The sequence below is a fragment of the Methanobrevibacter thaueri genome, assembly GCF_003111625.1.
Classification (GTDB): domain Archaea; phylum Methanobacteriota; class Methanobacteria; order Methanobacteriales; family Methanobacteriaceae; genus Methanocatella; species Methanocatella thaueri.
Map to the genome: position 1 here is coordinate 44,223 of NZ_MZGS01000020.1, position 18,460 is coordinate 62,682.

20 protein-coding genes are annotated in these 18,460 nt (G+C 39.1%); 12 read left to right on the forward strand and 8 right to left on the reverse strand.

Annotation, left to right across the window (positions count from 1 at the left end; genetic code table 11):
- Positions 1-47: 47 nt before the first annotated feature.
- Together MBBTH_RS11225 and MBBTH_RS04675 are read right to left on the reverse strand one after the other, a co-directional pair.
- Positions 48-161 carry a symporter small accessory protein gene (locus MBBTH_RS11225; protein WP_341476446.1) on the reverse strand — a complete coding sequence of 38 codons (114 nt, stop codon included), beginning with the start codon at positions 159-161 and terminating at the stop codon, positions 48-50.
- A complete protein-coding gene (locus MBBTH_RS04675) occupies positions 161-1,771 on the reverse strand; it encodes a sodium:solute symporter family protein (RefSeq protein WP_116591899.1) in 1,611 nt (536 codons plus the stop codon). The genes MBBTH_RS11225 and MBBTH_RS04675 overlap by 1 nt, the downstream gene beginning before the upstream one ends.
- Positions 1,772-1,846: 75 nt before the next feature.
- Here MBBTH_RS04675 and MBBTH_RS11185 point away from each other — a divergent pair, with 75 nt between their 5' ends.
- The 3 genes from MBBTH_RS11185 to MBBTH_RS04685 all read left to right on the forward strand — a co-directional run bounded on the left by MBBTH_RS11185 (position 1,847) and on the right by MBBTH_RS04685 (position 3,927).
- Positions 1,847-1,972, forward strand: coding sequence for a hypothetical protein (locus tag MBBTH_RS11185; RefSeq protein WP_279305938.1), 126 nt, complete (start codon positions 1,847-1,849; stop codon positions 1,970-1,972).
- 213 nt (positions 1,973-2,185) lie between these two features.
- Positions 2,186-3,487, forward strand: coding sequence for a phenylacetate--CoA ligase family protein (locus MBBTH_RS04680; protein ID WP_116592034.1), 1,302 nt, complete (start codon positions 2,186-2,188; stop codon positions 3,485-3,487).
- An 8-nt stretch (positions 3,488-3,495) separates the two neighbouring features.
- Positions 3,496-3,927 (forward strand): amino acid-binding protein, encoded by a 432-nt coding sequence (locus tag MBBTH_RS04685; protein WP_116591900.1) that lies wholly within the window; start codon positions 3,496-3,498, stop codon positions 3,925-3,927.
- A gap of 94 nt (positions 3,928-4,021) precedes the next feature.
- On the opposite strand, the gene MBBTH_RS04690 is transcribed toward MBBTH_RS04685, so the two are convergent.
- Genes MBBTH_RS04690 through iorA form a run of 3 tightly spaced genes read right to left on the reverse strand, consistent with a single transcriptional unit; the run spans position 4,022 to position 6,838 of the window.
- Positions 4,022-4,300 (reverse strand): hypothetical protein, encoded by a 279-nt coding sequence (locus MBBTH_RS04690; protein ID WP_116591901.1) that lies wholly within the window; start codon positions 4,298-4,300, stop codon positions 4,022-4,024.
- 56 nt (positions 4,301-4,356) lie between these two features.
- Positions 4,357-4,941: an indolepyruvate oxidoreductase subunit beta gene (locus tag MBBTH_RS04695; RefSeq protein ID WP_116591902.1), complete on the reverse strand. Its 585-nt coding sequence runs from the start codon at positions 4,939-4,941 to the stop codon at positions 4,357-4,359.
- Positions 4,942-4,945: 4 nt separating this feature from the next.
- Positions 4,946-6,838, reverse strand: a complete 1,893-nt coding sequence (iorA, locus tag MBBTH_RS04700; protein WP_116591903.1) for an indolepyruvate ferredoxin oxidoreductase subunit alpha — start codon at positions 6,836-6,838, stop codon at positions 4,946-4,948.
- A 106-nt stretch (positions 6,839-6,944) separates the two neighbouring features.
- Here iorA and tfrB point away from each other — a divergent pair, with 106 nt between their 5' ends.
- From tfrB to glyS, 5 genes are read left to right on the forward strand one after another with little or no spacing between them, the layout of a single operon-like run.
- Positions 6,945-8,420, forward strand: coding sequence for a fumarate reductase (CoM/CoB) subunit TfrB (gene tfrB, locus MBBTH_RS04705; protein WP_116591904.1), 1,476 nt, complete (start codon positions 6,945-6,947; stop codon positions 8,418-8,420).
- A gap of 11 nt (positions 8,421-8,431) precedes the next feature.
- Positions 8,432-9,340 carry a TrmJ/YjtD family RNA methyltransferase gene (locus MBBTH_RS04710; protein WP_116591905.1) on the forward strand — a complete coding sequence of 303 codons (909 nt, stop codon included), beginning with the start codon at positions 8,432-8,434 and terminating at the stop codon, positions 9,338-9,340.
- Positions 9,337-10,167, forward strand: a complete 831-nt coding sequence (locus MBBTH_RS04715) for a DUF362 domain-containing protein (RefSeq protein WP_116591906.1) — start codon at positions 9,337-9,339, stop codon at positions 10,165-10,167. Before MBBTH_RS04710 ends, MBBTH_RS04715 begins: the two co-directional genes overlap by 4 nt.
- Before the next feature lie 27 nt (positions 10,168-10,194).
- Positions 10,195-10,779: a dCTP deaminase gene (dcd, locus tag MBBTH_RS04720; protein WP_116591907.1), complete on the forward strand. Its 585-nt coding sequence runs from the start codon at positions 10,195-10,197 to the stop codon at positions 10,777-10,779.
- A gap of 16 nt (positions 10,780-10,795) precedes the next feature.
- Positions 10,796-12,490, forward strand: coding sequence for a glycine--tRNA ligase (glyS, locus tag MBBTH_RS04725; protein ID WP_116591908.1), 1,695 nt, complete (start codon positions 10,796-10,798; stop codon positions 12,488-12,490).
- Between the two features lie 17 nt (positions 12,491-12,507).
- Here the strand turns inward: glyS and MBBTH_RS04730 are convergent, their stop codons facing one another.
- Positions 12,508-13,278, reverse strand: coding sequence for a transcriptional regulator FilR1 domain-containing protein (locus MBBTH_RS04730; protein WP_116591909.1), 771 nt, complete (start codon positions 13,276-13,278; stop codon positions 12,508-12,510).
- A 156-nt stretch (positions 13,279-13,434) separates the two neighbouring features.
- On the opposite strand from MBBTH_RS04730, the gene MBBTH_RS04735 reads away from it, so the two are divergent.
- The gene (locus MBBTH_RS04735; protein WP_116591910.1) at positions 13,435-14,190 is read left to right on the forward strand and encodes a TatD family hydrolase; all 756 of its coding nucleotides are present in this window, start codon (positions 13,435-13,437) and stop codon (positions 14,188-14,190) included.
- Between the two features lie 6 nt (positions 14,191-14,196).
- Entirely contained in the window at positions 14,197-15,099 is a 903-nt protein-coding gene (locus tag MBBTH_RS04740) for a TDT family transporter (protein WP_165814033.1), read from the forward strand.
- A 23-nt stretch (positions 15,100-15,122) separates the two neighbouring features.
- Here the strand turns inward: MBBTH_RS04740 and MBBTH_RS04745 are convergent, their stop codons facing one another.
- Together MBBTH_RS04745 and MBBTH_RS04750 are read right to left on the reverse strand one after the other, a co-directional pair.
- A complete protein-coding gene (locus MBBTH_RS04745) occupies positions 15,123-15,659 on the reverse strand; it encodes a cell division protein SepF (protein ID WP_116591912.1) in 537 nt (178 codons plus the stop codon).
- Between the two features lie 5 nt (positions 15,660-15,664).
- Positions 15,665-16,717 (reverse strand): DUF1611 domain-containing protein, encoded by a 1,053-nt coding sequence (locus tag MBBTH_RS04750; protein ID WP_116591913.1) that lies wholly within the window; start codon positions 16,715-16,717, stop codon positions 15,665-15,667.
- 202 nt (positions 16,718-16,919) lie between these two features.
- Between MBBTH_RS04750 and MBBTH_RS04755 the strand changes: the two genes are divergently transcribed.
- Together MBBTH_RS04755 and MBBTH_RS04760 are read left to right on the forward strand one after the other, a co-directional pair.
- On the forward strand, positions 16,920-17,864 hold the full coding sequence (locus MBBTH_RS04755) for a 3H domain-containing protein (protein ID WP_116591914.1): 945 nt from the start codon (positions 16,920-16,922) through the stop codon (positions 17,862-17,864).
- The gene (locus MBBTH_RS04760) at positions 17,857-18,435 is read left to right on the forward strand and encodes a ZPR1 zinc finger domain-containing protein (RefSeq protein WP_116591915.1); all 579 of its coding nucleotides are present in this window, start codon (positions 17,857-17,859) and stop codon (positions 18,433-18,435) included. The genes MBBTH_RS04755 and MBBTH_RS04760 overlap by 8 nt, the downstream gene beginning before the upstream one ends.
- Positions 18,436-18,460: the final 25 nt, after the last annotated feature.

An 18,460-nucleotide genomic window follows, 5' to 3' on the forward strand; every position in this document is an offset into this window, starting at 1 on the left:
TAATGAGTTTGTCATTAATAATATAAAAAAAGATAAGGTAGGAGAATTTAATCTCCCTTGTTCCAGTTTAAAACACCATAAACAATACATAAAAGTGTGGATAAGATAATTCCGACATATACTCCCCAAATCATTGGGTCTTCAATTCCTAAAATCATCATTATGCATCACTTCCTTTTTTGTCTATGTTTTTAAATGCCTTATCGATGACCTCCTGTGCAGGAGGTTTGGTAAGTAGACTTACCACAATTGTGAATAAGGCTGAAATCGGTACTGCTATTAACATTACGTCAATGAAAGGCCATGGTGCGGCAGGCAATAGTGTTTCCACACCTAAAATGAATTTACAAAGACCAATGCCCACAGCAGTCTTTTTGAATACGAATATCAACCAGAACAGACTTACGAATGTTCCGGAAAGTATTCCCGCAATAGCTCCAGGTCTTGTGATTCCTTTCCAGTAAAGTGCACCTAGGAAAACCGGCAGGAATGCTGCTGCACAGATTTCAAAGAAGAGACTTGTTCCGAGTGCAACTACACTTCCCGGAAGTGAGAATGCCATTACCAATGCTAAAATGATAGCTATTAGAATACCGATTCTTGATATGCTCACCTGATCAAGCTTTTGTTTGGATTTTTCTCTTATTGTACCGTAGATGTCCACACCGAATGCTGTTCCTTGTGTGTGCAGTTGTGAGGATATTGTTGACATTGCAGCTGCAATCAGGGACAGCAGGAAGATGTATACGAACCATTCAGGCAAGGCCATTGTAATGAATGTAGGGATGATCTTATCGATGTTTCCTCCAACCACATCAACTGCGATTTTGCCCAGCTTATCATAGAAGTACACGTTTGAAAGTGATCCTACGATGTAAGCGGTTGTTGGCATGATTGCGATGAATATTCCTCCAATCAGGACAGACCTGTTCAATTCCTTATCGGATTTGACGGTCATGAACCTTACAATCAAGGAAGGTTGTGCGAGCACCCCAATACCCACACCGATTAATGTGGATGATACAAGTGACCACCAGAACGGTGTTCCAAACTGTGGGAAGGCCGTCCAGCCCGTACCTCCCGTTGCTATCGAATCGGCAGGATATAAGTTAACCATGTTTGTGAGCGCTGTGTTTGCGGTGTCGACTCCACCGAGTATCCAGTATACGAAGACAAGAAGGAACACCATTGCAATTACCATGATTGTTCCCTGAAGCGCGTCGGTATACATTACTCCACGGATACCTCCGAACAGCACATAAAATGTAATGATAATGGATAAGATTAACAATGCAATACTGAAATCAATCAACAATGAGGATTCCAAAAATCTTGCAGCTCCAATCAATACTACCGCTGCATATAGTGGCATTGCACAGAAAATAATTAATCCTGATGCGTAATGGATAAATTTAGAGTCAAATCTTTTTCCCAAAAATTCAGGGAATGTCAAGGACCCTAATGAATGTCCCATACGACGAGTTCTTTTTCCTAAAAATACAAATGCGATAAATACTCCAATAATAATATTTAAGAATGCTAACCAAAGAACACTCATCCCATATTGTCCTGCAACTCCACCAAAACCAACAATTGCAGCCGTTGAGATGAATGTTGCACCGTAACTCATTGCCATGATGAATGGGTGTGTGTCCTTACCTGCAATCATGAAGTCTTCAGAGGAATTGGTTTTCTTGTAGGCGTAGTAACCCACAAAAACCAGGGCGAATATGTAGACTATAAATATTATTGCCAAAATCATAACGTCCATAAATAATTACCTCTATATAATTACACTTATCTATTTATATATTAAAGTTATATAAAGATTACTATTTATACATCAATGTACTTTTTTGTACATCATAATAGTAGTGGCGAACACCACCTGCCTCCCATCAACACTGCTGCCTCAACAAAGTCATGCAAAAGCCTTCAGGAAGCCATCCATAGACAGATTTTCACCGTTTGAAATCATGAGAATAAGTTTAAAAAAGAATTAAGATTCCCCATGAAATTAACATGAATTTCAAAAGTAACCCTTGACTTTAATTCGTGATTTGAGAGGCAAAAAACAATACTAACTTAAATATGCCTTGTGAAAATTAAACAGTACAACAAAGTTTAATATAAATTAATGATAATAAGTAAACATAATGAAAAAATTTTGATAAATAGGGATACCATGTTTTGGAATGAAAAAGCAGAATGTATGAATAAAGAAGAAAAAGAGAAACTCCAACTAAAGAGGCTTCAAGAGACCGTAAAACTCGCATATGAAAATGTAGAGTTCTATACAAAAAGGTTTGATGAAATCGGTTTGAAACCGGAAGACATCAAAACCTTGAAAGACATTGAAAAAATTCCATTTACAACAAAAAGTGATTTGAGAGAAGCCTATCCTTTGGGATTGCTTGCAGTTCCTCGTGAAGAAATCGTTGAAGTACACGCATCTTCAGGAACAACAGGAAAACCTACTGTTACAGCATACACCCAAAATGACCTTGACATTTGGGGAGAATGCATTGCACGTGGACTCAAGATGGCCGGTGCCGAGAAAGAATACATCATTCAAAACGCATACGGATACGGATTGTTCACCGGAGGATTCGGAATACACCATGGAGGAAACAGAATGGGAGCAATAACAATTCCAATTTCCGCCGGAAACACCCAAAGACAACTCGACACAATGGTCGACTTCCAAAGTGACATCCTAACATGTACTCCCTCATATGCAATGTATCTCGGAGAATCCAGAGAAAAGGCAGGAATCGCATTAGAAGACATTAATTTAAAAGCAGGAATTCATGGGGCCGAAATGTGGACTAATGAAATGAGAAAAAGAATTGAAGAATCTCTTGGAATCAAAACCCACAACATTTACGGTTTAACAGAAGTAATGGGTCCAGGTGTTGCTCAGGAATGCGAATACCAAAACGGAATGCACATTCAAGACGATCATTTCTACCCTGAAATCATCAACTCAGAAACTGGTGAAACCCTGGATTACGGTGAAAAAGGAGAACTTGTGTTAACCTCTTTAACCAAAACTGGAATGCCTATCTTAAGATTCAGAACCAAGGACTTGACTTCCCTCATTGGTGAAAAATGTGAATGCGGAAGGACAACAGTCAGAATGACAAGAATCACCGGAAGAAGCGACGATATGCTTAAGATTAAAGGAGTCATGGTTTTCCCATCCCAAATCGAAAAGGCATTGCTTAAAGTGTCCGGAGCAAGTCCAAACTACATGATTCATGTGACAAGGCCTGACATTCTCGATGAAGTGGAAGTCAAAGTGGAAGCCACAAAAGAGTTGTTCTCCGATGAGATGAAAGAAATGGAAAGAGTCGAAAAACAAATTCAAGCATCCATCAGATCAGAAACCGGTCTTAGGGTGGATGTAAGTATCGTTGAACCTGAATCACTCCCAAGAAGTGAAGGTAAAGCTGTTCGTGTAATTGATGAAAGAAACTTTGAGTAGGTGAGAAAATGGCAGTCAAACAAATTTCAATTTTCGTGGAAAACAAAGAAGGAAGAATTAAAAAAGCTATAGATACCTTAGCAAGAGCTGGAATCAACATCCGTGCATTATCCATAGCTGACACAACAAAATACGGAATTTTAAGATTAATTGTTTCTGATAATGAAAAAGCAATAGAAGCACTTGAAAACGATGGTTTCATTGTAAAGGAAAATGAAGTGATTGTCTTAGCAGTTCCGGACGAGCCTAATGGACTGAACTCAACATTGGCCATCTTTGATGAAAAGGACATTAACCTTGAATACCTATACGCATTTGTAAGCAGCAAAGTTGATGAGGCCATTGTTGCCATGAGACTTGAAAACATGGAAAAAGCTATCGAAGCTCTTAAAGACAGCGACGCTAAAATCCTCGATGAAAACGATATTAAAGAATTATAGAAAAGATTAACTTCTTTTCTAACCCTATTTTTTAATAATTAAACTAACCACACTATAAAAATAAGAAATTTTAAAAAAAAGAAAGGAAAGATAGCTAGAATTCTTTCAATAAGTTAGCTATATCTTCTTTTGAATAACCTAAACGTACAAAAAGACTTTTCAATGGTTCATTTTCAGGGACCTTGCCCAATTCTCTCCAACTTTTAAAATCATTGCTAAGAATACCGTTGATTAAAAGTTGAATTGTGATTAAATCATCACTTTTGATAGCGATGAATGCATCTTCGTCCTTGAAAACATTTTCTGGGTCAATTAATGTTACTTTACCATTCCGATCTTTTTTTACAATAGCATTGTCTATTCTGTAAGCCATAATACCACAACTCAATATATAATTATACTTATTGTTTAAATATTATTTAAATATATTTAACCTTTGATAGAATTGTATCCACTTTCGATTGCCTTCAAATTCATTGCATGGAATTTAGGTTTCAGGTTGTTTTTCATCGCTTCAATAACTGATTCCTTTGTCAATGGGAATCTGTCGTCAGCGGTAACAGCACCTAAAAGAACCATATTCAATGCAAGAACGCTTCCTGCCTCAATGGCCAATTGTGTTCCATCAATCGGAAGCACGTTCTTGAAGTTCTCCTTCAAGGTTTTTGTAATGACATCAACACTTGGGTAAGCCTTATCTGATGAAGAGGGAACAATCGGATGGGTGTTGTAAACTATCATACTTTCTGAGTTAACCTTATCCAATCCTCTTAATGTTTCAATAGGTTCAAATGAAAGCAGCATGTCCGCTCCCTTTTTCGGAATGATTGATGAATTGTATCCGCCAATCTTCAATTCGGTTGAAACTGATCCTCCCCTTTGAGACATTCCGTGAATTTCACTCATCACCACATCCAAGCCTTGGTTCATTGCGGCCTCACCGATGATTGTGGAGGTCTTGATGATTCCTTGTCCTCCCACACCGCAAATATAAATACTATAATGATTATCCATTTTTTCACCTACCTGCCTCTAAAGCGCCATATTTACATACCTGGATACATACATTGCATCCGTCACACTGTGCTGTGTCAATTGTGATTTTGCCATTGACCTTTGAAATGGCAGGACAAGCGAGTTCGTTTACACATTTGTCACAGTTATTACAGTTAGTTTCCACAAAGTTAACTGGAGGTTTTTTCTCCAATCCTTTGATCAATGTACATGGAGCTTTTGATATGATGACTGCAGTGTCATCTCTTTGTAATGCTTCCTTATAAGTCTTAATTACCTGGTCCAAGTTGAACGGATTGATTACACGCACATAATCGCATCCGCAAGCCAAAGCCAGTTTACGAATTGATATTTCAGGTGCCTCATCTCCCATTCCGTCCACAGGAATTCCCGGGTTTGGCTGACCGCCTGTCATTGCGGTGATCCTGTTGTCAAGAACTGTCAAAACGAAATTGTGCTTGTTGTGGACCGCATTTATCAATGGTGAAACGCCGCTGTGGAAGAATGTTGAGTCCCCTATATAGCTTACTACCTTCTGGTCTGTTGAAACTGAAAATCCGCAGCCATCACCTACGCTGGAACCCATGGACAAGAGGTAATCTGCCGCATTGTAAGGAGGATTGATTCCTAATGTGTAGCATCCAATGTCTGAAGCGAATATCACGTCTGAAGCCTTCAATCCAAGTTCCTCTATTGCAAGGTTAACTCCATAATACATTGCTCTGTGAGGGCATCCTGCACACAATACAGGTGCACGTGACGGAATATCTTCCTGCAGTTTTTCAAGACTTGATGAATATTTGATTTCTGAATCCTCTTTAAAGTCCAATACCTTGTTCAATCCATCTGCAACTACATCAGAGTTAAATTCATGGAAAAGAGGGAATGTGCCGTCCAACTTACCGTGGACTGTGACATTGAGCCTTTCACTTCCGACAACTGATAGTGTGTCCTTTTCGATGATTGGGTCGACTTCCTCCACTATGAACACTTCATCAATGTCCTTAAGGAAGCCTGCGACCTTATCCTTTGGGAACGGATATGAAAAACCAAGCTTTAGGATGTTGATGTCCAAGTCATTGAACTTGCAGACATCATGAGCGTAATTATATGCGCTGCTTGAAGCGATTATGGCATATTTCTTATCCTCTGTCAGTTCGATTTCCTGATTGAAATCGCTCTTGTTGGTTATTTCCTCTATCCTGTTGATTTTATCCCATAATCTTACATGCATATCTCCAGCAAATGCAGGAACCGGAACGTATTTGGATGGGTCCTTGTTGAAATGACCTCTCTTCCAGTGGTTATCGCAATTTGATGAGTTGTCACTCACATCTCCAAATTCCACAATTCCCCTCATGTGTGATACCCTTGTTGTTGTTCTGACGATTACTGGTATTTTAAACTGTTCTGACAAATCAAATGCATATTTGACCATATCCTTTACTTCTTGACAATTGGATGGTTCTAAAATAGGCACATTTGCCAATCTTGCATAATTACGGGTATCCTGTTCGTTTTGAGATGAAAAAAGTGAAGGATCATCTGCTGATAAAATAACCATACCTCCATTTACACCTGAATACGCAGTTGTCATGAAAGAGTCAGCAGCCACATTCATTCCCACATGCTTCATGAATGTAAATGACCTTAAACCTGAAACTGCAGCGGTTGCCGCAACTTCCATGGCCACTTTCTCATTGGTTGAAAACTCAAAGTAAATATTGGCGTCTTTAGCCAATACAGATAAAATATTTCCAATTTCTGATGAAGGAGTTCCCGGATAGGTGGCTGCAATTGAAACGCCTGCCTCTATCACGCCTCTGACAGCAGCCTCGTTACCTAGTAAAAATTGTTTTTCACCAGGTCCTCCTGTGACTAATTCTTTTAAATTCATTATTTTTTCCTCAAAAATATCATTTTTAACAATATATTATATATTACATCAAACTATAAATATATATTATTATATTTTACAAGCTAATAAAATTGGAGAGGGAATGATGATTAAAGTTTATGTTTCAAGATTTAATAGTGAAACCGATACAGAACCACATTTGGAGTGCTATGAAATTGAACAAACACCCCATATGAAAGTTCTCGATGCACTACAAGCTATTAATGACAAATATGATGCTGATATTAGTTTCAGAAGCTCATGCAGAGCTGGACAATGCGGGTCCTGCGGCATTCTGTTTAAAGGAAACGGAGCTCTTGCATGCCAAAAAGAAATCAAGGATGGAGCTATTATTGAACCTCTCAATTTCCCAGTTATCAAAGACCTTATTGTCGACAAGTCAAGCATCGAAGCCAAGGTCAAGGATTTGGAATTGTCCCTCCAATGTGACCACAAATGCGATGGACTGGACACAAGCATAACCAAAGAGGATTCTATCGAAACCAAAAAGGTGAGAAGCTGCATTGAATGTTACTCCTGCCTTTCCACATGCCCTGTTGTAAACATTGCAACAGAGGAATTCGGCGGACCATACCTCATGAGATACATTTCCAAATTTGAAAGCGACCCAAGGGAAAGCTTTGACAGACTAAAAGAAGCGCTGGATGAAGGGCTGTACAACTGTACAAGTTGCGGCAAGTGTCTGGCGGTTTGCCCTAAAAACATCAATACATTTGGAGATGCGATTGAACGCATGAGGGCAATTGCTGTTGCAAACGGTTCAGGACCTCTTCCGGAACACGTTGCATTCAAGGAAAACATTCAAAAAACAGGAAGGTCCGTCAAGACAGACAAGACACCGTTCATCGAAGAGGTGACAAACGAAACAGGTTCAAAGATAGCATTCTTTACCGGATGTATGGTGGATTATAAGTTCCCTGAAACCGGCCACAAGCTGGTTAAGATATTGAAAGAAAACGGAATTGACATTGACGTGCCTGAAGGCCAGGTCTGTTGCGGTTCCCCACTTTTAAGAACCGGCCAGACAGACCTTGTACAGGAACTTGTTGACATAAATAAAGAAGTGTTCAAGGATTATGATACTGTAATTACCATTTGCTCCGGCTGTGGAGCCACTTTGAAGAACAACCACCCGCAATTCGGGTCTGAGCTTAATGTAATGGACATCAGCGAATTCCTGGTTGACAAACTTGATGAATCCAAATTAAAAGAAGTGAACATGAAGGTGACATACCATGACCCATGCCACTTGGGCAGAGGCCAAGGAATCAAGGACCAGCCAAGGGAAATCATTGAAAAGATTCCTGGCGTTGAATTTGAAGAGATGCTGTATCCATGCCAATGCTGCGGTGCCGGCGGAGGAATCAAATCCGGAAAACCTGAAATTGCAATGGACCTCTCAAAGTCCAAGGCAGAAATGATCAAGGACACAGGAGCCGATGCCGTTGTTACAATCTGCCCATTCTGCAAACTGAACCTGCAGGACGGATTGGATGCCAGTGGTTGTGAAGACATCAAGACACTTCACATACTTGAATTATTAGATAAAGCTTATGAATAATCATTTAGGAGTTGATTAAAATAGGAGATGCTGCCGTTAGTGAGGAGAAAGTAGTTGAGACAACAGCTATGGCTTCACCTGAAGAGAAAAAGGAAAGCGAATCCGAAAAGAAATCAACTTCAACAAAAAAGGCTGCCTCAACAAAGCAAGCGAGAGGCACCGGAAGAGTCAAGCTCATTCGTGAAAAGGAAGACGAAGAAGTGAGTCTCTTTAAAGAAAATATCTACATTGTTTTTGTGGAATGCGAAACCCCTGGAAACGTGGGATTCCTTGCAAGGACAATGGCAAACTTTGGATTGAAAAATCTTGTGTTGATTAATCCTACAAAACTGACAAACGAGGCATACTATCAGGCCACACATGGAAAATACATTGTGGAGAATGCAAAAATCTATCCTACTTTGGATGAGTTTTATCAATCACAGAGAATTGATTTCAAGGTTGCTTCAACAGGAACCGTTGGCGGAAGCTACAACCTAGCAAGAATTCCAATCAAGCCTGAAGAACTTGGCAAATCCATAAACGTGGAAAACAAGATAGCCATACTCTTCGGAAGAGAGGGTGATGGACTTTCAAACAAGGAAATCGGCGATTGCGATATCTGCGTGTCAATTCCAACCGACCCGACCTATCCAATCATGAACATTTCCCATGCGGCCGCAATAATATTCTATGAGCTGTTTAAGAACAAGCATGAGTTCGGCGTGGAAGGCCTTAGCGAAAGCAGCTCCCTGGAAAAGGAATACCTGCAAAAGGATATGGATTCCCTAATAGATTCCCTTGACATTCCAGAGCATAAAAAGAAAAACGGTAAAAAGACATTTAACAATATAATCTCACGAGCATTCATAACAGGCCGTGAAGCGCATACCATGAAAGGTATCTTAAGAAGATTAAACAATAAACTTGGTGAACAATGAGAAAGATTAGCTTTGCAGACATTAGTATTTTTGTCCTTAAATACATTTTCAATTGGAGATTCTGGATAGCTGAAATTACAAAAAAATCCAGAATTTACAGAAAAATAGTTGATAAGATGCTATTTGAGGATGATGAAATCATTGTTGTGCCTAACACCATCAACATCAACAAGAAAATAGAATCCGAAGGCTCTGAGTTCTTGCCGACCCAAGTCATCAAGGATGTCATCAAACGTTGCGACGACATTGTGATTATGAATTCCTGCCTTTGCAGGGCTTCAAACAACTGTGAGGATTATCCTCAAGACATTGGATGCATCTTCTTAGGACCTACAACCCGAAAAATCCCAAAGAACATCGGCCATAAGGCAACAGTGGAAGAGGCATTGGATCATGTTGATAAAGCGGATGCAGCCGGTTTGAGCCATATCATCGGAAGAAATAAGATTGACACTGTTTGGATGAATGTGAGGCCTGGAAAAGGTCTGTTGACCATTTGCCACTGCTGTCCATGTTGCTGCCTATGGAAGGTATATCCTAATTTGGATGATGAAATAAGCGACAAATTGGAAAGGCTTGACGGAGTTACCGTAAAGCTCCATGAAGAAAACTGCAGAATGTGTAAAAAATGCTTAAATGAAGTCTGCATGTTCCAAGCAATCAGTTTAAAGGATGGTAAGATATCCATAGACCATGACAATTGCAAAGGCTGTGGATTGTGTGTAAATTCCTGCAAATTTGATGCCATTACAATCGACTATACCGATGAGACCATTGATAATGTGGTCAATAGAATGGATGATTTGCTGGAAATTAGAGATTTTTAATACTTATAAATTTACTTGTGTGAAAAAATGGCAATTTTAAGTGATAAAGACATCAAAAAATATTTAAAAGAAGGTAAACTGACAATTGACCCTCTAAAAGATGAAAAACAGATACAACCGTCTTCTGTTGACATGAGATTGGGGGACGAATTTAAAGTGTTTAAAGTAATTAGAAAACCCTACATTGATCCGAAAGATGAGGAAGACATCGCATCTTACATGGAATCAACAGTCGTTGAAGATGGCGATGCGTTTATAATACACCCTAATGAATTCGCATTGGCCACCACATTGGAATATGTGAAAATACCTGACGACCTCGTTGCAAGAGTGGAAGGCCGTTCAAGTATGGGTCGTTTAGGTGTTACAATGCACGTTACAGCAGGTTTCATTGACCCTGGTTTTGAAGGAAAAATCACTTTGGAAATTTCCAACATCGGTGCAATGCCTGTTGCATTATATCCTGGTCAAAGAGTATGTCAAATCGTATTCGAAACAATGACCTCACCTTCTGAAGTGCCATATGGACACCCTGATAGAAAAAGTAAATACATGGGTCAGACTCGCCCTGAAAGCAGTAGAGTCAAATTAGATTACGAGCTAAAAAAATAAATGGAGTTAATTATTTATGAATCATGATAAAATGAGTAACATCAGTGCTAAAAGAGGATTTTTATGGCCTTCATTTGAAATATATTCTGGAGTATCCGGTTTTACAGATTACGGCCCTCTTGGAGCAAGTCTTAAAAACAACATCATGCAAAAATGGAGAAAGCAATACGTATCCGGTGAAGGATTCTATGAAATCGAAGGTCCAACAGTAATGCCTAAGGAAGTCCTAAAGGCATCCGGACACGTTGACAACTTTACCGATCCAATGTGCAAATGTGAAAAGTGCGGCGAGGTTTTCAGAGCGGACCATATCATTGAAGAGGTTATCGGAGAGGATGTGGAAAGCCTTGAAAACGAGGAGCTTGACCAAATCGTCATTGACAACAACATCGTATGTCCTGAATGTGGCGGCAAACTGTCAAACATCTGGAACTACAATTTGATGTTTAAAACCTCCATAGGTGCTAAAGGCGATAAGGTAGGTTATATGAGACCTGAAACCGCTCAAGGAATTTTCATTTTATTCAAACGTTTGGAAAGATTCTTCAGAGGAAAATTGCCATTTGGAGCTGTTCAACTCGGAAAAGCGTACAGAAACGAAATTTCACCAAGGCAAGGAGTAATCAGACTTCGTGAATTCACACAAGCAGAAGCAGAAATCTTTTTAAACCCAAAAGACAAGACTCATCCTAAGTTTTCACAAATCGAGGATGTCGTATTGCGCTTAAACTCACAGGAAGTTCAGGAAAATAATTTGGAACCTTTGGAAATCACAGCCCGTGAAGCTCTCGACAAAGGCATCGTGGCAAATGAAATGTTGATTTACCAATTATACTTAGCACGCAAGTTCCTGACTGAAATTGGCATTCCTGAAGATGTCTTAAGATTCAGACAACATTTGGCTGGAGAAATGGCCCATTATGCCCTCGACTGTTGGGACGTTGAAGTGCTCACCGACAAATACGGTTGGGTCGAGATTATCGGAATTGCAGATAGGGGAGACTATGACTTAAGCTCACACTCCCAGTTCAGTAATGAGGAGTTAAATGTCTTTGTTGAATATGACGAACCTAAAAAGGTTCAAAAGACAATTGTCAAACCTAACCTATCCAAATTCGGACCAATATTCAAGGGAGATTCTCCTAAAGTAAAACAGGCCATTGAAGATGCAGACATTGATGACATCAAGGCTGCGATAGAAGCTGACGGCAAATTCACAGTTGAATTGGATAAGGTTTACGAAGTGACTGAAGACCTGCTCATCTTTGAAGATGTTGAAGAGGAAATCACAGGTGAGAAAATCGTTCCTCACGTTATCGAACCGTCTTTCGGTATTGACCGTATTACCTACTCCGTATTATTGCATTCATTTACCGAAACCGAAGGAAAGGATTACTTCAAGTTCGACAAGTCAGTTGCTCCTGTACAGCTTGGAATATTCCCACTTGTCAACAAGGAAGGTCCTCGTGAAATCGCTCAGGAATTGACAGAGACCTTAAGAATGTCAGGATTCACTGTAGAATACGATGCCACAGGAACCATCGGTAAAAGATATGCCAGAGCAGATGAAATAGGTGTTCCTCTTGCAATAACCGTCGACTTTGATACCCTAGAGGACAATCAGGTCACAGTGAGAGACAGAGATACAGAAGCTCAGGAAAGAATTCCTATCTCTGATTTAAACGAATACCTTGAAAAATATTTTAAATGAGTATTTTACTCATTTTTCTAATTTTTTTTAAAATAACCGAATGCATTATTCGCCCATTTCAGGGAATCGTCACCAGTAGAAATCAATATTCTGTTTTTATCAAAAATGCCATCATCCCTGAAGAATCCGAGAATCATAGCCCTGTTTGTGACAATCAGCAGGAAATTGTTTCTGCCCTTGAAAGCAGAGATATATCTTGCCTTGGAATTTTCATCATAAATTCCGTATAAGTTTTCAGAAACCCTAAGCTCAACATAGTTTCCATTTTCTGCCAAGCCATTTAATGCACCATTCAATATATTCGAATACACCGGAAGAATGCAGCAGGCCCGATCAGCTTCCCTTAAATTGGCTTCCATCACGTTGTCCAGCATGTCGGCATTTATTCCATCTGATTCCATCAAGACGGAATCCTGAAGGAGATGGAATTCCATTATGGATTCATTTGGGAGCATGTCAACCACATGACCCTCAACAATGTTGAAGATTTCCTCGAGCAGGTTTATCAGGATTGCAAAATCGATCATGTTTTCTATCTGCAGTTTCAGGGATGTTTCCAGATAGAACCTATTGGATTTGCGACAAACCATGTTTCTTGACTCCAGGTCACTCAATATGCTTGACACATAACTGTAACTTAAATCGGTTACGCATGTGAGTTCCTTCATGTTGCTTGGCTTTTCATAGAGCTCCTTCAATATTCTTAATCTAATTACTGAGTTGGATACGAATTTTATATCCTTAGATATTGTGTTGTAGTGTTCTACATGTTCTTTATTTCTTGTCAAATTAACCACCAAATAGTATTACTTTTGATATACTTTTTATTACATAAATGATATAAAATATCTTGAAGTGAACAGAAGCAGAAAAATGCATTTGCGAAAAGCTTAAAAATTAGTCAAATTTTTAAAAAATGAAAATAAAAATAGTATTGTGATAACATGATTGACACTCATATGCATGCTGATGCAAGAAGCGGAGAAGACTTTGGAGAAATGTTTAATGCAGGAATAGACACTGCAATAACCTGTAGCTACTATCCATACAGGATACCTCACGAAATGATACTGTTAAACCATCTCAACAGGATTTTGGAGCTGGACACTAAAAGGGCCAGGGAGCATGGCCTTGACCTGAAGGTCGCATTGGGAATCCACCCTACCAATTCAAACATCAATCCTGAAGAGATATTTAAGCAGCTCTACCAATGGATAGACTCAAATCAGATTATAGCCATTGGAGAAATAGGGCTTGAGGATTTAACCGATGCCGAGATAAGCGTCTTTAAAAGACAGCTGGACATTGCATCAGAGACAGACTCCAAGGTTATAATTCATACTCCAAGAAAGAACAAGAAGGAAGTTCTTGATGTCATTCTGGACATTCTCCCACAGCATCTCGATGAGAGTCAAGCTGTGATTGACCACATCAATCCAAATGTCGTGTGCGATGTCATTGACACCGATTGCATGTTGGGTTTGACCGTACAGCCCCAAAAAATGGACAAGTTTGAAGCAATTTCCATTTTGGATGAGTACGGCTTTGACAAGTTTCTTTTGAACAGTGACATAAGCAACAAGCCGTCAGATCCTCTTTCAGTGCCGAAAACAGTAAATGAACTGAAAAATCAGGGTTATGAAAACAGTGAAATAGAAAAAGTGGCATCCATAAATGCTCAAAAATTCTTTAACTTGTAGATGAATATGAATATTGTAAAAAAATTGCCCCTGCCGGCTTCAGGATTGATTCTTGCATTATTTTCACTGGGAAATCTGGTCCAGGACATTCATCCCTATTTGAGATACCTCTTTGGAGGCATCGGAGGCATATTCTTGATCCTAATTCTCTTAAAGGTGATTTTTTATCCGAAAAGCATTAGGCAAGACTTTGAAAATCCCATCATACTGAGCAGTTGCGGCACATTTTCCATGGCATTGATGATTCTATCTACATATCTTAAAGCATTTATGCCTATCTTATCATATGGTGTGTGGATTATTGGAGTTGTCCTCCATATTCTGCTAATGATTTACTTCACCTATCGTTTCGTCATACGTGAATTCGATATAAATACAGTCTATCCAACTTGGTGGATTGTCTATGTTGGAATCACAATGGCAGCAATAACCGCAAACGTTCATGGCATCCATGAGGCGGATTTCACATTCTTCATCATCGGATTCATATCAATGCTTGTGACCACACCGGTAATCTTTTACAGATATATCCGATATCCAAATAAAACAGACATGAACAAGCCATTAATCTGCATTTTCACAGCATTGTTCAGCATACTGATTGTGGGTTATCTGAATTCTGCCGAAAGCATATCAAATGAATTCCTAATGATACTGTACACATTTGCGTGCATATTCTACATATTTTCATTATATAAATTCATAGATTACAGAAACATTGATTTTTACCCTAGTTTTGCGGCATTCACATTTCCATTTGTTATCAGCGCCCTTGCAACAAAGGGAGTTGTTAAAAATTTTGCCCCCAATATCCTGCTAGACAACATTTTAACTGTGGAAACGGTTATAGCAGTGCTTCTGGTGGCCTATGTGGTGATGAGATATGCTAAATTTTTAAAAAATAGTTAAAAAAAGTAGAAATTAAATTCTACTTATCCTTTATTTAAAACTTTCACTTTTCTAGGAGAAATGATAATCAGATTCTTATCCTCGGTACGTGAAAGCAGCAACGCCTGCGCACCAAATTTTGACCTCATTTGTTTGATCTTGTCTGTTGCCAACTTATAGTTGGGAGCGCTTTCTTTTTCCAAGAATGATAAGTCTAAAATAACAGGATTTTGCTCCTCAATAACCTGGTCGACAACATAATTGATGTCATCGATTGTCTTAGGTCTTATTAGAATAATCTCATAATAGGATTGGTCTGGAATAATGACCTCATACTCATCATACACCGGAGTTGGCCTTGCTTTAGGTTTCGGACTAGGAGTAGGAGTAGGTCTAGGAGTTTGTCCATATTGCTTTTGAGGTTCCTGTCTGTACTGTTGTTTATTGTTTGGATTTCCTTTAGGCTTTAAAGCGTCACGAATATCATCCAGAAAAATGGAAAATTCATTTTTCGGTTTGTTCTTGTTATCTTCTGTTTCCTCAAAGCCTAAGCTCTTTTTTAGTGTGTCAGTAAAACTCATTTAAATTACCCCTCTAAGTATTCAAGGATTGCATCTAGTAATTTAGAAGCCCCATTATTGTAAACGTCTTCAGCTGGTAAACCGAAAGTGGATTCGAAATATTCAGGGCATAAGTCCAGATCAGCATTCTTAAGGTTGACGGAAAGACCGACAACTTTGGTCGGTTCTACAGCTTCAATAGCTTTTATTTCCTCTTCGATGCCTCTAGGTTCCCTGTATGGGTGATTTGGTCTGTGTCCAACAATGACTGCATCAGGAGAAGCACCTATCAATATGGCTGCTGACAATCCTCTTGGATGAGGGTTTCCCTTTTCAGTCAAACTGGATTGTCCTTCAATGAAAATAATGTCAGGTTTCTTGGTTTCCTCAATATATTTGATAGCGGATAAAACGGCGGAAGGCACATCCATTGCGGATAGGCTTCCTGCTCTAAAGTTAAAATCAGTTGGTTCTTCTAAACCCATTTCATCAGTTGATATGATTGCAGGATTCATTCCCCTTTCGGAACTTGCCAAACCAAGCATTTTTGTGGTTGTCCTCTTTCCACATTCCTGGGATGTTCCTCCAACAAAAATTACTGGTGCTTTTGGTTTATAAGATATCTTAGGTAAAACTTCACATGATTTTTCAGGGGCTACACCAGCTATTTTTTCAACAACATCCAATCTTGGACTAATCTCTTTGATAACAACATTTTTTGAATCAGCAAATTTCTTTAAAGACAAGTTCTCTTCAATAGATAATGATCTGAATGAAGTGACAACATTCAATCCCTTATCGATTGCTTGAACGGCATACTTTAAGGCTGTGCCTTCTGCACCTATAGGCAACATTATAACCAAGGATTTGGCCTCTGGCGCATTTTCCAGGCATTCATCAAGACTGCCTGATATGATTTGACCACAATAAGCTGTTCCCTGTTTTTTGACGTCATCGTCAATGAAACCTACGGCCTCTATTCCGTCGAGATTGGAGAATTTTTCTCCTCCACCTCCGCAACCTACTACAATGAAAGGATTTAAATCCTGAATGTCTTTAACTGATTTTACTGAATACAAAAACTTCACACCCCTTTATCCTATAATTTATAACTTATAACTAATCATGTAACTTATTCTATTAATTTTTCAAAAAATAATTTTTCAAAAAAATGTTATATTATTAATTATTGTTTTTCATATTAATAAAGTATAATGTTTTATATTAAAATAATCACATATATAGAAAATAATTAAAAAATGATTTTGGGGGAATGACAAGATGAGAAAACCTTATGTGATACTTATTGGAAGCGCATCCGGGATTGGAAAATCCACCATTGCCGCTGAACTTGCACGTTCATTGAACATTAAGCATTTGATTGAAAGTGACTTCATTAGGGCAGTGGTAAGAGGCATAATAGGTAAGGAATATGCTCCTGCACTGCACAGCTCATCCTATGACGCCTACAAGCACATAAGAAACAAGAATCGATTCCGCAGTTATGACGAATTGGTGTCAGCAGGTTTCGATGAGCATGCATCCTACGTCGTTCCCGCACTTGAGAAAATTATTCAACGGGCAATCACAGATTATGACGACATAATCCTTGAGGGAGTTCACCTGGTTCCCGGACTCATCAATACCGAACAGTTCGAGGAGGACGCCAACATCTACTTCTTCATCCTAAGCTCCGATGAGGAATCCCACAAGGAACGTTTCGTGAAAAGAGCCGTTGAAATCCATCGTGGAGGAAAGCAGCTGGATTTCTTTAAGGAAAACCGAATCATACACGATCATCTGCTGAGCGAAGCTGAAGAGCATGGCGCTGCCGTAATCAAGTCAGAGACAATTGAAAAAACCCTTGATAAAATCTTGTCACATATACACAACTCCTCCATGAACATAAAACTGATAAACAGCGTTGATGAGCTGTCCGATGTCATAAAGATAATAATAAATGACAACAACGGAAGTGTGGAAAAGATTACCTACAACATAAAAGGATTCAAGGAGCCATTGGTTAGAACCGTTCATGTAAACGATAATGAATCCGCAAAAAGGTTTATTGACAATGTCACAAACGACCCGAGCAAAAAGGAATACCTCACTGAACTGTACAATCTCTCAGAGTACAGGGACACTACAATAAGCGCTTCCAGCGAAGAGAAATTGAATAAGATATTGAAAGAATTGACTGATAAAGGATATGTTTTAAATGAATGATGAAACTATTAATGAAATGATTATCAAATGCCCTGCATGCGGTATCGAAGGAGTTGCAAAATCCATAATGAAGGAACTGGAGATTCCTCATTTTGGTCAGGTAATGGAAACAACCCTGCAGTGCCCAGCATGCGGATTCAAGCACTCAGATATACTTGCCCTGGAGCACAAAGACCCTGCAAAATATGTTTTGGAAATAAACAAGAACACATTGTCCGTGAGGGTTGTCCGCTCACAGTCCGCAACAGTTATTATTCCTGAGGCAGGAATCAAGGTGGAGCCAGGTCCAAAATCAGAAGGATACGTTACCAATGTTGAAGGGGTCCTGACCCGTTTTGAAAGTGCAGTCATAAGAGCATTGAAACTCTTTGACGATGACGAGTCACAGAAAAACGCAAAAAGCACCCTTAAGTTTGTTCAGGAACTCAAAAAAGGAAACGGCACAGCAACTTTGATTATATTGGATCCATTTGGACAAAGCAGCATCGTCAGCGACAGCGCCGAAGTTTCTGAAATTCCGGAAGACGAACTGCACGGATTAAAAACAGGTTTCAGCATTATTGAAGATTAATACTTGAACTTGGTAAAAAAAATAT

Coding starts and splice junctions, on each gene's coding strand:
- MBBTH_RS04760 (WP_116591915.1), top strand. CDS start 17,857: ATGAATGATGAAACTATTAATGAAATGATTATCAAATGCCCTGCATGC.
- MBBTH_RS04675 (WP_116591899.1), bottom strand. CDS start 1,771: ATGGACGTTATGATTTTGGCAATAATATTTATAGTCTACATATTCGCC.
- MBBTH_RS11185 (WP_279305938.1), top strand. CDS start 1,847: ATGTACTTTTTTGTACATCATAATAGTAGTGGCGAACACCACCTGCCT.
- MBBTH_RS04745 (WP_116591912.1), bottom strand. CDS start 15,659: ATGAGTTTTACTGACACACTAAAAAAGAGCTTAGGCTTTGAGGAAACA.
- MBBTH_RS04680 (WP_116592034.1), top strand. CDS start 2,186: ATGTTTTGGAATGAAAAAGCAGAATGTATGAATAAAGAAGAAAAAGAG.
- MBBTH_RS04685 (WP_116591900.1), top strand. CDS start 3,496: ATGGCAGTCAAACAAATTTCAATTTTCGTGGAAAACAAAGAAGGAAGA.
- MBBTH_RS04695 (WP_116591902.1), bottom strand. CDS start 4,941: ATGGATAATCATTATAGTATTTATATTTGCGGTGTGGGAGGACAAGGA.
- iorA (WP_116591903.1), bottom strand. CDS start 6,838: ATGAATTTAAAAGAATTAGTCACAGGAGGACCTGGTGAAAAACAATTT.
- dcd (WP_116591907.1), top strand. CDS start 10,195: ATGGCAATTTTAAGTGATAAAGACATCAAAAAATATTTAAAAGAAGGT.
- MBBTH_RS04755 (WP_116591914.1), top strand. CDS start 16,920: ATGAGAAAACCTTATGTGATACTTATTGGAAGCGCATCCGGGATTGGA.
- MBBTH_RS04740 (WP_165814033.1), top strand. CDS start 14,197: ATGAATATTGTAAAAAAATTGCCCCTGCCGGCTTCAGGATTGATTCTT.
- MBBTH_RS11225 (WP_341476446.1), bottom strand. CDS start 161: ATGATGATTTTAGGAATTGAAGACCCAATGATTTGGGGAGTATATGTC.
- glyS (WP_116591908.1), top strand. CDS start 10,796: ATGAATCATGATAAAATGAGTAACATCAGTGCTAAAAGAGGATTTTTA.
- MBBTH_RS04690 (WP_116591901.1), bottom strand. CDS start 4,300: ATGGCTTACAGAATAGACAATGCTATTGTAAAAAAAGATCGGAATGGT.
- MBBTH_RS04715 (WP_116591906.1), top strand. CDS start 9,337: ATGAGAAAGATTAGCTTTGCAGACATTAGTATTTTTGTCCTTAAATAC.
- tfrB (WP_116591904.1), top strand. CDS start 6,945: ATGATTAAAGTTTATGTTTCAAGATTTAATAGTGAAACCGATACAGAA.
- MBBTH_RS04735 (WP_116591910.1), top strand. CDS start 13,435: ATGATTGACACTCATATGCATGCTGATGCAAGAAGCGGAGAAGACTTT.